This window comes from Ectothiorhodospira sp. 9100 (assembly GCF_022227565.1).
Classification (GTDB): domain Bacteria; phylum Pseudomonadota; class Gammaproteobacteria; order Ectothiorhodospirales; family Ectothiorhodospiraceae; genus Ectothiorhodospira; species Ectothiorhodospira marina.
Genome location: NZ_JAJNAN010000067.1, coordinates 1 through 11,763 on the forward strand (window position 1 = coordinate 1; position 11,763 = coordinate 11,763).

13 protein-coding genes and 3 pseudogenes are annotated in these 11,763 nt (G+C 59.6%); 15 read left to right on the top strand and 1 reads right to left on the bottom strand.

Going from position 1 to position 11,763, the window contains the following annotated elements; genetic code table 11:
• Positions 1-46: 46 nt before the first annotated feature.
• The 10 genes and pseudogenes from LPW29_RS15675 to LPW29_RS14055 all read left to right on the top strand — a co-directional run bounded on the left by LPW29_RS15675 (position 47) and on the right by LPW29_RS14055 (position 6,085).
• A pseudogene (locus LPW29_RS15675) lies at positions 47-1,092 on the top strand (Gfo/Idh/MocA family protein).
• The gene (locus LPW29_RS14015; protein ID WP_238628522.1) at positions 1,092-1,679 is read left to right on the top strand and encodes an acyltransferase; all 588 of its coding nucleotides are present in this window, start codon (positions 1,092-1,094) and stop codon (positions 1,677-1,679) included. Before LPW29_RS15675 ends, LPW29_RS14015 begins: the two are co-directional and overlap by 1 nt.
• A 169-nt stretch (positions 1,680-1,848) precedes the next feature.
• Positions 1,849-2,160, top strand: a complete 312-nt coding sequence (locus LPW29_RS14020; RefSeq protein ID WP_238628523.1) for a hypothetical protein — start codon at positions 1,849-1,851, stop codon at positions 2,158-2,160.
• A 496-nt stretch (positions 2,161-2,656) separates the two neighbouring features.
• Positions 2,657-2,896, top strand: a pseudogene (locus LPW29_RS15810) (DegT/DnrJ/EryC1/StrS family aminotransferase); the annotation flags it as partial.
• A 53-nt stretch (positions 2,897-2,949) separates the two neighbouring features.
• The gene (locus LPW29_RS15680; RefSeq protein ID WP_238628524.1) at positions 2,950-3,123 is read left to right on the top strand and encodes a DegT/DnrJ/EryC1/StrS family aminotransferase; all 174 of its coding nucleotides are present in this window, start codon (positions 2,950-2,952) and stop codon (positions 3,121-3,123) included.
• A gap of 19 nt (positions 3,124-3,142) precedes the next feature.
• A complete protein-coding gene (locus tag LPW29_RS14035) occupies positions 3,143-3,823 on the top strand; it encodes a lipopolysaccharide biosynthesis protein (protein ID WP_238628525.1) in 681 nt (226 codons plus the stop codon).
• A 94-nt stretch (positions 3,824-3,917) separates the two neighbouring features.
• Positions 3,918-4,190 (top strand): DUF4351 domain-containing protein, encoded by a 273-nt coding sequence (locus LPW29_RS14040; protein ID WP_238628526.1) that lies wholly within the window; start codon positions 3,918-3,920, stop codon positions 4,188-4,190.
• Positions 4,191-4,992: 802 nt separating this feature from the next.
• Positions 4,993-5,241: a toxin HicA gene (locus tag LPW29_RS14045; RefSeq protein WP_238628527.1), complete on the top strand. Its 249-nt coding sequence runs from the start codon at positions 4,993-4,995 to the stop codon at positions 5,239-5,241.
• A complete protein-coding gene (locus tag LPW29_RS14050; protein ID WP_238628528.1) occupies positions 5,238-5,567 on the top strand; it encodes a type II toxin-antitoxin system HicB family antitoxin in 330 nt (109 codons plus the stop codon). Before LPW29_RS14045 ends, LPW29_RS14050 begins: the two co-directional genes overlap by 4 nt.
• A 110-nt stretch (positions 5,568-5,677) precedes the next feature.
• Positions 5,678-6,085 (top strand): DUF4351 domain-containing protein, encoded by a 408-nt coding sequence (locus LPW29_RS14055; protein ID WP_238628529.1) that lies wholly within the window; start codon positions 5,678-5,680, stop codon positions 6,083-6,085.
• Between the two features lie 154 nt (positions 6,086-6,239).
• Here LPW29_RS14055 and LPW29_RS14060 read toward each other — a convergent pair whose 3' ends face one another.
• Entirely contained in the window at positions 6,240-7,175 is a 936-nt protein-coding gene (locus LPW29_RS14060) for an Rpn family recombination-promoting nuclease/putative transposase (RefSeq protein ID WP_238628530.1), read from the bottom strand.
• A gap of 376 nt (positions 7,176-7,551) precedes the next feature.
• On the opposite strand from LPW29_RS14060, the gene LPW29_RS14065 reads away from it, so the two are divergent.
• The 5 genes and pseudogenes from LPW29_RS14065 (at position 7,552) to LPW29_RS14085 (ending at position 11,422) form a co-directional block, all read left to right on the top strand.
• Complete coding sequence (locus tag LPW29_RS14065; RefSeq protein ID WP_238628531.1) at positions 7,552-8,391, top strand: DUF4351 domain-containing protein; 840 nt, start codon at positions 7,552-7,554, stop codon at positions 8,389-8,391.
• A 322-nt stretch (positions 8,392-8,713) separates the two neighbouring features.
• Positions 8,714-9,052, top strand: a pseudogene (locus LPW29_RS14070) (MBL fold metallo-hydrolase); the annotation flags it as partial.
• 64 nt (positions 9,053-9,116) lie between these two features.
• Positions 9,117-10,418, top strand: coding sequence for an AAA family ATPase (locus LPW29_RS14075; RefSeq protein ID WP_238628532.1), 1,302 nt, complete (start codon positions 9,117-9,119; stop codon positions 10,416-10,418).
• Positions 10,415-11,149: a retron system putative HNH endonuclease gene (locus tag LPW29_RS14080; RefSeq protein ID WP_255705863.1), complete on the top strand. Its 735-nt coding sequence runs from the start codon at positions 10,415-10,417 to the stop codon at positions 11,147-11,149. The genes LPW29_RS14075 and LPW29_RS14080 overlap by 4 nt, the downstream gene beginning before the upstream one ends.
• 117 nt (positions 11,150-11,266) lie before the next feature.
• Positions 11,267-11,422, top strand: coding sequence for a hypothetical protein (locus LPW29_RS14085; protein ID WP_238628534.1), 156 nt, complete (start codon positions 11,267-11,269; stop codon positions 11,420-11,422).
• The last annotated feature ends 341 nt before the right edge of the window (positions 11,423-11,763 follow it).

The window sequence follows — 11,763 nt, forward strand, 5'->3', positions numbered from 1 at the left end:
AACCACTAACACCCTCGGGACAAATCGAGTCAGTACAGGAACCACCATGTTCACCCACATCAACAACCGCAAAATCCGCATCGCCGTCGTCGGCTGCGGGCGCATTGCCAAGAACCACTTCGGATCCATCCAGACCCACAGCGATGACCTGGAACTGGCCGCCGTCTGCGACACCGACCAAGCCCGCCTGCAGGCCACGCCCAGGAACACGGCGTGCCCGGCTACCAGCACCTGGAAGACATGCTGAAAAAGGAAGACCTGGATCTGGTCACCATCTGCACCCCCAGCGGCCTGCACCCGGAACAGGTGGAAATAGCCGCCGCCGCCAGCGTGAACGTGATGACCGAAAAACCCATGGCCACCCGCTGGAGCGATGGCCAGCGCATGGTCAAGGCCTGCGACAAGGCCCGCGTGCGCCTCTTCGTGGTCAAGCAAAACCGCCGCAACGCCACCCTGCAACTGCTCAAGCGCGCTGTGGAGGAAAAACGCTTCGGCCGCATCCACATGGTGAACATCAACGTCTTCTGGACCCGCCCCCAGGACTACTACGACTCCGCCAAGTGGCGCGGCACCTGGGAACTGGACGGCGGCGCCTTCATGAACCAGGCCTCCCACTACGTGGACCTCATCGACTGGCTCATCGGCCCCGTGGCCGATGTGCAGGCCATGACCGGCGCCCTGGCACGCGACATCGAGGTGGAAGACAGCGGCGTGCTCAACATCCGCTGGCGCAACGGCGCCCTGGGCTCCATGAACGTCACCATGCTCGCCTACCCCAAGAACTTCGAAGGCTCCATCACCATCCTGGGTGAAAAAGGCACCGTCCGTGTCGGCGGCGTGGCCGTCAACGAAATCCAGCACTGGGAATTCGAAGACGAACGCGACTACGACGAAAACGTCCGTCAGGCCAACTACGAAACCACCTCCGTCTACGGCCACCCCCTCTACTACAAGAACGTGGTTGATGTGCTGCGCGGCGAGGCCGAACCCGAAACCGACGGCCGCGAAGGCCTGCGCTCCCTGGAAGTGCTCATCGCCGCCTACCTCTCCGCCCGCGACGGCAAAACCATCTCCCTGCCCCTGGAATACTGATGTCTCCCCAGATACACCCCACCGCCATCGTCGACGAAGGCGCACAAATCGGCGCCGGCACCCGCATCTGGCACTGGGTTCACGTGTGCAGCGGGGCCGTGATCGGCCAGGGCTGCTCCCTGGGCCAGAACGTGTTCGTGGGCAACCGGGTGGTCATCGGCAACAACGTCAAGATACAGAACAATGTCTCCGTCTGCGACGACGTCACCCTGGAAGATGATGTCTTCTGCGGCCCCAGCATGGTGTTCACCAACGTCTACAACCCCCGCTCGGCCGTCCCTCGCAAGGATGAATACCGCCCCACGCGAGTCAGGCGCGGCGCCACCCTGGGCGCCAACTGCACCATCGTGTGCGGCACCACCATCGGCGAACACGCCTTCATCGGCGCCGGCGCCGTGATCAACAAGGACGTGAAACCCTATGCCCTCATGGCCGGCGTGCCCGCCCGGCAGATCGGCTGGATGAGCGAACACGGCGAACGGCTGGACCTGCCGCTGGAAGGACATGGCACTGCCCGGTGCGCAGTGACTGGAACGCACTATCATCTCATCGATGGGTCACTCAGCACTGGAGAACATCGAGCGTGACCTCAGCGAAGGCACTTGAGAAATACCGCGAGTGCATCGAGCCGCAAAAGGTCATCCAGCAAAGCCCCTGGGCCGCCCGCTTCGAATCCAGGTTGACCGAGTTGCTGAAGTAACGGTTCACTGGCATGCGCTACCACCTGCACAACAACACTGTTACGAGAGTCCAGCCATGAAGATCGACGCCACCCTGGATCACCACGGGCGCCTGGAATTACCCCCGCCGCTGAAACTCAGGCCTGGGCGCATCCGTGTCGAACTCACTATTCCCGATGACGCTCTTGAGCCCAACGAGTCCTCTGCAGCACCCCGACCTGAAGCGGGCCCTCGGGCAAGCAGAATGCTTGCAGAACTGGATACCATTCGCACTGCTGCACGACCCGCAGAGCTGAGTCTTTCGGCGTGGACCGAAGAGAAGCAAGAGCGGCTCGATGCCGCCGAGGAGCGCTCCACTCTGCGTTCTGAACAAGGCCGGCCAGACTGAGGAACCCATGGAAGATTTACTGATCGACGTCAACATCGCCATCGACCTGTGCGCCCACCGCTCTCCTTTTGCGGAGCAGGCGGCCGATGCCCTTGTTCACTGCGCCGACCGTGGCGGCCGACTCTGGGTCTACACTGGCAGCGTGCAAACGATGGAATATAACCTCCTGCGCGAACTCAAGCGGCAGGATGCCGAAAGAGCGGATCCCATACAGAGCAATCCCGAATACCAGGCGCGTGCACGGGCTCTTCTCAAGCACTTCACAGCCGACAAGCACTGGCTCGCCGCCCTGACCGGGGAAGGACCGGTCTTCGATAGCGACGACCCGCAAGACGAACAGCTCATCCGCGCCCTCGATCGCTTTCCACCCGGTGGCATCCGCCTGCTGACCCGCGACCAGCGCATCCTGAACGCCCACCCGGAACGGGCCATCAGCCCTCACACATACTGCGAAGAGCCAGCGGCCACAGCGGCCACGGAACAGAACCCCGCCTTCATCGACCTCAAGGCCCAGCAGGAGACGATCCGCTCCGCGCTGGAGCAGGGTATTCACCGGGTCCTCCACCACGGCCAATACATCATGGGCCCCGAAGTCCGCGAACTGGAAACCCGCCTGGCCGACTACGTGGGCGTGGCTCATTGCATCACCGCCAGCAGCGGCACCGACACCCTGCTGATCGCCATGATGGCCTTGGGCATCGGCCCCGGCGACGAAGTGATCACCACCCCCTTCACGCGGTACAGGATGCCCTCAAGGCCCAAGGCATCCCCACCGCCGTCCACTATCCCGTGCCCCTGCATCACCAGCCCGCGTTCACCACCGACCAGGCCCGTCACGCGGCAGATGGATTGCCGGTGTCTGAGCGCATCAGCCAACGGGTGATCAGCCTGCCGATGCACCCCATGCTGGGAGACGGGGAGCAGGAGCGGGTCGTGCAGGCCGTCGCCGAAGCCCACGGTTAACCCGAACACACTCAACCTCGTGATCAAAGACACCTTTCGGCGCGCTCTGCCCAAGAGCCGCTTTGCCCGCAGCGTTTCCATCCTCGCCGGCGGCACCGCGGCCGGACAGGGCATCACCATCCTGGCCTCGCCACTACTCACCCGCCTGTACAGCCCGGAAGACTTCGGGCTGCTGGCCGTGTTCGCCGCCCTGCTGGGCATCCTGAGCGTGATCGCCAGTCTGCGCTACCAGCTCGCCATCCCGTTGCCAGAAAGCGACGAGGAAGCGGCCCACGTGGTCGTCCTGGGACTGATCATTGTGGCCGACATGAGCCTGCTGGCCACCGTGCTGGTGATCTTCTTCGCCCAGCCCATCGCCGATGTGTTCAACACCCCGGCCCTGGCCAGCTACCTGTGGCTGCTGCCCCTGGCCCTGCTGCTCAGCGGCATCTATCAGGTCTTCAACTACTGGGCGATCCGCGTGAAGGCCTTCACGCCGATCGCCCGCACCAAGCTCACTCAGGCCATTGCCACGGTCAGCGTCCAGTTGGGCGGCTATCTGCTGGGTCCGCTGGCGCGACATACGCGCGGCGGCTGGGCGTTATGTGCGGTTTCCCCATTTACTCCACCTGGGGTGGGCTGTTCAACACCGCCGGTTCGCAGCTACCGCCAATCCTGTTTGCCATCCTGTTCAGTCCCGCTGCTGCGGGGATCTACATGATTGCGCACCGGGTATTGGCCATGCCAAGCACCCTCCTGTCCAGTACTCTTCAAGCCGTATGCAGGCGGTCTACGCCATACAGGAGGAAAAGAAGATGCCTTACGTGAACACCATTGAACGCGTTGAGCGTGAGAAAGCGCTTCAGCAGGGGATGGCGCAGGGGCTTGAACAAGGGCTTGAGCAGGGGGTTGGTCAGGGTCGTCAACTGGAAGCCCGGCGTATTCTGCAGCGGCAGCTGAGAAAGCGCTTTGGGGACTTGCCCCATTGGGTTTCAGAGCAGCTGGAGGCGGCGGATGTCGACCAACTGGAAGCCTGGTCTGATGAGATTCTCTTTGCTGAAAGCCTTGATACGCTGTTCAAGCACTGATTCCTTGCCATCCCCCCAAGGCGCACCGACCCGGCGGTAGCGTGCCCCCCCATGCAGCCCGACCTGACCGCGGAACTGGGCGTATCCATCGGCAGCGCCCGCACCCGAGAGGCTAAAGGGGTCTGTCACCTTTTATTGTCACCTTTTATTCACCGCACCCCAAAAGAGTTGGGCCCCGCCACAATCCTTGTGGCGGGGCCCCATGTCGCGCGGCAGGATCCATCCGTTGGATCATCCATGACGCATTGCCAGCTCATCCCTGACTGCCATCAGTGGCGACACACATCATCCTCCACACCCGCCGGGGGAATACAACTCGAACACCCCAAACTGTGAAACCCTTCAAAAGGGGACAGACACCTTTTCCGCGGGAAGTACCCGCGCCACTCGCCGGAGCGCGTCACGGGTTGTTGCCTGCCGGGGTGTCTAACCCGTCGGCACTTTCCAACTGGAATTTTTCGGGGCTCATCACCTTCAGGGTCGGCTTCACTCGTTACCTTTGCACCTCGCCTGCTTTCGTGCCTACGCATCGACGCGCCTGTTACCAGTCGCGCCGCAAGGCCCGATACTGGGCCCGCGGCTCACGGTTACCCAGGCGGGACTCTCACCCGCTAGAACATGCGGCCTTGCCAGGCCGCACAGACACCTTTTCCAGATTATTTCCCCGGTGAGGGAGTCGGGACGGTGGCAGAGTGTGGGTGGACTCTGCGGGGAGATGTCTGGATTGATTCACCGGGACTGGTAGACCCGGGCGCGTCTGGGTAACTTGACAGAAGGGTCCAATAGTGGAACCATTTATGACATGGCGTCTATCGAAAAACTACTCGATCTGCTGCGAAGAGAGCCGGCGAATGTTCGTTTTTCCGATTTACGCAAGGTCTGCGTGGCCTATTTTGGAGAGCCGCGCCAATCAGGTACAAGTCACCTGATATTCAAAACGCCTTGGCCGGGCAATCCGCGTGTCAATATTCAGGATGCCGGCGGCAAAGCCAAGCCTTATCAGGTACGGCAGGTGCTGCAGGCGATCGACAAACTGGAGGGGCAGAGATGAGCCTGGATCACTACACCTATCGGGTTACGTGGTCGCCCGAGGATGCAGAGCATGTAGGTTTGTGTGTGGAGTTCCCTTCGCTGAGCTGGCTGGCAGAGACGCCTGAAGCTGCGCTGAGCGGTATAAGGGGTGTGGTTGCCGAGGTGGTCACAGACCTCAAGGCAAACGGTGAGCCGGTACCCGAGCCTTTGGCAGAGCGACGTTATAGTGGTGAATTTCGGGTACGCATACCGCCTGAGTTGCACCGTCAGCTTGTGTTGATGGCGGCTGAGCAGGGGGTGAGCCTCAATCGCCTGGCCAGCGCCAAACTGGCAGGTCAACTATGAACTATTCCCTGTAGTGGCCAAAAATTGAGAACGTCGTGTTTTTGATCTTTCGCAAGCTCTAAAATTGAACACAGCTGCGACGGCGGCGACGGCGAGAGGGACAGGCACTCTTGCACTGCGAACGGGGCTACAGTCGCGAGCAGATCGTGCGGCTGTTCAAGATCATCGACTGGATGATCCAACTGCCCAGAGAGCTGGAACCGGGTTTTGTGCAGGCGGTCTACGCCATACAGGAGGAAAAGAAGATGCCTTACGTGAACACCATTGAACGCGTTGAGCGTGAGAAAGCGCTTCAGCAGGGGATGGCGCAGGGGCTCGAACAGGGGCGTGAACAGGGGGTTGGTCAGGGTCGTCAACTGGAAGCCCGGCGTATTCTGCAGCGGCAGCTGAGAAAGCGCTTTGGGGACCTGCCCCATTGGGTTTCAGAGCAGCTGGAGGCGGCGGATGTCGACCAACTGGAAGCCTGGTCTGATGAGATTCTCTTTGCTGAAAGCCTTGATACGCTGCTCAGGCACTGATTCCTTGCCATCCCCCATGCAGCGCGAAGACATCCAATATCGCCTTCTGCGCCTCCTCCAGGACAACCCGCAACGCAACCTGGTCGCAGAACTGGGCGTATCCAACTGTGAAACCCTTCAAAAGGGGACAGACACCCTTTATCGTCGCGACCAGTCAGTGGGGTTGCCCCGACTGCAGCGCCTTCACCTCGGCCAGAGGCAAACCCGTGGTCTGGGAAATCTGCTCTTCAGTGAGCATGCCCAGCTTAAGGAGATTGATCGCCGTCAGACGCTGTCCCTCCTGCCGCCCTTCCTGCCGACTCTTCTGCCGCTCCCTCTCAACCAACGTCTCAAGATTCTCCGCCAGCATCGCCTTGTCCTCCACCAAACTGTTGACCCGGTCCAGCTCCACACCAGCCTCCAGACGCTTCAGGTGACGATTCAGCCAGCGGGTGATCACCTCGTCCAGGCGCGACTTCTCAGGATGCGCCCGGATACTCGCCACCAAACGATCTATGGCCAACTGCAAGGCCTGCAGATCCTTAGACGCATTCTCCACCCCAAAAACACCACTCAGAGGCGTATCGCGCCGGGCCAACTCCTCCTCGCTGAACCGGGACTCATCCACCAGATAATAGCGCAGGTGCGGCTGGTAGACGCATAGAAACCCCGGCGGTTCCGGCCTGATCATCCGGTAGATGTCCTCTCGGGCCGTCCAGCGCCTGGAGCCACTGTAGAGCACCACGGGGAAGATCGGCGGCATGCCCTTTCTAGCCGTGGTCACCTTGGTCTTGATGAGATGGTCGTAGAAACACGCCACATAATGCAGCATCCGGATCGGCAGGCGGTGGTCCACCGTGGACTGAAACTCCAGAAGCAGATACACGAACACCCGCTGCCGAACGCCATCCCAAGCCACTTCCACCGACCAGACCTTGTCCTCGAACTTCTCACCAAACAGCGGGGTGACATAGTTTCCACTATGGTCCGTGAGGGTGGAGAAATCCATCATCGCCGACACCTCCGGTGGCGCAAACCCCTCAATGAGCTGCCGAACAAGCTCGGGGTAGCTGAACAGCTCCTTGTAGCCGGTGTCGTGGTGATTGCCCATGGCGTGTCCTGGTCGTGAAAAAGGGGTCTGTCACCTTTTTATTCGCAGCACCCCACAAAGAGGTGGGCCCCGCCACAATCCTTGTGGCGGGGCCCATGTCGCGCGGCAGAATCCATCCGTTGGATCATCCATGACGCATTGCCAGCTCATCCCTGACTGCCATCAGTGGCGACACACATCATCCTCCACACCCGCCGGGGGAATACAACTCGAACACCCCAAACTGTGAAACCCTTCAAAAGGGGACAGACACCTTTTCCCATTCCAAGCCCCTCTCCCCCAGGGGGAGAGGGGTTGGGGTGAGGGGGGGAAGGGCTGGCACAGTGCCTATCCCGCCCCTCATCCCCGGCCCTTCTCCCTTGCAACAGGACTGCGCATGACCGCTCAAGACACCGACAGGCCCACCGATCACGACAGCCCCTGGAAGGAGGCCCTGGAGCACTACTTCCAGGAATTCACACAGTTGCTGTTCCCGGCGATCCACCATGAGGTGGACTGGTCCCGGGGTTACAACCCCATGGACAAGGAACTGCAGCAGATCACGGCGGACGCCAACACGGGTCGACGCCATGCGGACAAGTTGATCCAGGTGTATGCCCGTGATGGCAGTGAGACCTGGGTGCTCATCCACGTGGAAGTCCAGGGCGAGCCGGAGGAAGGATTTGCTCAGCTGATCGACCGGGAAGCCCGCTGGGCGGATCTGGAAGCCAGCGATAACGTCTTTGCCCTGGTGGTGATGGCGCAGATCAAGGCCAAGCGCATCAAGGATGGCGCCACGCGCAAGGATGTCAAGATTGCCCTGGTCCGACTGCTGTACGAACGGGGCTACAGTCGCGAGCAGATCGTGCGGCTGTTCAAGATCATCGACTGGATGATCCAACTGCCCAGAGAGCTGGAACCGGGTTTTGTGCAGGCGGTCTACGCCATACAGGAGGAAAAGAAGATGCCTTATGTAAACACCATTGAACGCGCTGAACGTGAGAAAGCACATCAGCAAGGGATGGCGCAGGGGCTTGAACAAGGGCTTCAGCAGGGGGTTGGTCAGGGTCGTCAACTGGAAGCCCGGCGTATTCTGCAGCGGCAGCTGAGAAAGCGCTTTGGGGACTTGCCCCATTGGGTTTCAGAGCAGCTGGAGGCAGCGGATGTCGACCAACTGGAAGCCTGGTCCGATGAGATCCTCTTTGCTGAAAGCCTTGATACGCTGTTCAAGCACTGACCCCTTGCCATCCCCCCATCACCCATTACCCTACCCCCTTTCGTTCACCCCCTGAACGAACCAACCCAACACCCCCAGGACGGGCCTCCCAAGGCGTACCGACCCGACAGTAGCGTGCCCAACTTCCCCATGCAACGCGAAGACATCCAATACCGCCTCCTGCGACTGCTCCAGGACAACCCGCAGCGCAACCTGGCCGCAGAACTGAGCGGACTAAAGGGGTCTGTCACCTTTTTCCAAAATCTCCCGGGGACGGATTTCAAATCCGTCCCCTCCACCCAAGCTAACACCACCCCCCAAGCTGACGTGCCCCCACTTCCCCGTCATCGTCGACTCCCCCCTCGCCGCCCGCTTCACCCAGGCCTACCGCGACCTCAAACCCTACTGGGACGCCGAAGCCCACCAGCGCCTCCACGCCGGCCGCCACCCCCTGGCCTTCGACAACCTTTATACTGTGGACAGCCACGAAGCCCACCTGCAAACTGTGGACTACCTGGCCCGCGCCGGCCGCCCGGCCGTGGTGATCGCCGCCAGCGGCATGGCCGCCGGAGGCCGCGTGGTCAACTACCTCAAACGCATGCTTGGGGACGAATGCCACAATGTCCTGTTCATCGGCTACCAGGCTGCGGGCACCCCCGGCCACGCCATCCAGACACGGGGGCGGTTGCCGGTTGCTGCAAAGAACCCGCATCACATCGAAAACAGCTCCCTGAGGAGCCAGGTAAATGAAGCTCAACACGCTCGCGCTGAGTAATTTCCGGCGTTTTCAACGCCTGGAGGTTTCTTTTCATCCAGAACTGACTGTTCTGGCTGCCAGGAATGGCCAGGGTAAGACAAGCGTGCTGGATGCAGCCACGGTGGCACTGGGTACGTTTGTCGGGGCCTTTGATCTGGGTAGATCCAAGTCCATCGAATATCGTGATGCCCGATACCAGCGCCTGCAAGGCCGCTCGGATAATGAGCAAGTTTTCCCGGTTCGCATTGAAGCAACGCTGGAGCATTTAAATGCCCCCGTGGTCCGCGAACTGAGAGCCAAAGGCCGAACTACGGTTAAAGGTGCCACCGAGCTGACCCACCTGGGCAAAGCGCTCATGGAGCGTGTGCGGGGGCTGGAGCCCGTCGACCTACCACTATTGGCGTACTATGGCTCCGGCCGTTTGTGGAATGCCCACAAAAACATCAGCCGCAAGGCTGTGCTCAGCACCAGCCGCACCATGGGTTACGAAGACTGTTTCAGCTCTGCATCGAGTTTTACCCAGGTTCAACAGTGGATGACCAAAGCCACGCTGGCCGTGTTGCAACAAAAAAGCAGGGATGCCTACGAAAGCTACACGCTGGGAGACCAGATCGAAGGCGTCCAGAACACGGTGGATAAAGTGCTGCAAACCCAGGGTTGGGGCGACTTTCACTACAGTGTTCAACACGAAGAATTAGCCATGACCCACCCGGATATGGGCGTGTTACCTGTTTCGCAACTCAGCGACGGTGTGCGTGCCATGGTCTCTCTGGTCGCCGACCTAGCGTGGCGCTGCGCCAAGCTCAACCCCCAAATGGGTGCAATGGCACAGCAGGCAACACAAGGTATCGCCTTGATTGACGAAGTGGACATGCACCTTCATCCGGAGTGGCAACAAACGGTCATTCAAACCCTGCGCGATGCGTTTCCCCGCATCCAGTTTGTCGTTACCACACATAGCCCCCAGGTATTGAGCACCATTCGGCGGGAGAATATCCGTGTTATCCAAAGTGATGCTGCCGGTGATGCGACAGCAGGACAACCACTGGCCAGCACCTATGGTGAACCGAGCAACAATGTACTCCAGGCTGTGATGTTGGTGGATCCACAGCCACCAGTTGATGAGAAAGATGATCTCCAACGCCTGACTGAATTGGTTGATCAAGGATTCCATGACAGTCATGAAGCAAAATCTTTGAGTTCTCGTTTGGTAAAGGCTTTGGGTGAAAAACACCCCCAACTGCAGCGCTTGGAGCGCAGCATCGAAAGGCAGAAGGCGCTTCGAAGATGAGGAGAATCACCAAACAGGGAGACGGTGGCTATCATCTTAATCAGGCAAACCAAACGCCCCCACAAACGGGCAAACAAGCCTCCAGCCGATGGCGAAGCTTCAGTCACAAACCGGAGGTGATGAACTATCTGCTGGATGAGCAGTTCCATCTGTGCTGTTATAGCGAATTGGACGCGAACGCCTACGGCATAGGCTTTCACATCGAGCATGTGGAAAACAAAAGCCAGAACCCGAAACAGACATTTGATTACGCTAACCTCGCGGCCAGTGCTATGGAGGCACAGAGAATCGGTGTTCTAAAAGGCCATCAGCAATTAGCCGGCTCTGATCTTTTCGGAGGGCACGCACCAGATAAACAACGCGCTGTGGATATGCAAAGATTTGTCTCACCTCATCAGTCCGACTGTGACAGATTCTTTTCTTACCTTTCAGATGGTCGCATTGTGCCCAAAGAAAACCTGGATGACTGGGACAGCGAGCGGGCCCACTACACCATCGACGTCCTTAACCTCAACAGCCAGTTTTTGCGGAGTGAACGTAGACAGTGGTGGGATGAGCTGAGCGAATTGTTTGACGAACACCTGGATAACAAAATGGACCTGCACAGCCTGGCGACGGTGGATCTTTTACCTGTTTCTGGAAAACTCAAGTCCTTTTTCAGCATGACACGCCAATTTTTTGGTCCTATTGCCGAAGAGATTCTGCGACACGAGCAACCAGAACTGGTATGACAGCACTCGCCCATTGAACCGCAATTGAAGCTACTGACTGATTGACGTCCAGCTACACGAGATTCCGGAATGCCTCCTCCAGGCCAGACGCACCTGTATCGCGGCGGATATAACGGTTTGGGCCGTTCTACGGCCATGATGCTGTGGGGGCGTGAACTGGTTCGCCAGGGACGTACCGTTTTGCTGGTGGATCTGGACCTGGAGGCGCCCGTCCTCGGTGCATACATGCTGGAACCGGAGCATCGGCCAGCTTATGGCGTGCTGCGCGGCTAAAGGTGTCTGTCACCTTTTTCTGTCACCTTTTTCTCCGGCAGCACCCACTACTGCCTCAGGGCCGTCATCGACAAAGGCTGAGGGACTAAAGGGGTCTGTCACCTTTTTCAGCACCGCATTCCAGGCCATGGCCGCATCGGCAACCGACTGATCCCGGCCTGTCGGCTATGATAAACACGTGATAGCCATCGCCCGCGATAACTGGGGGATTCAAGGTGTCTGCCACCCTTCTCCCTTGCAACAGGACTGCGCATGACTACTCAAGACACCGACAGGCCCACGGATCACGACAGCCCCTGGAAGGAGGCCCTGGAGCACTACTTCCAGGAATTCACACAGTT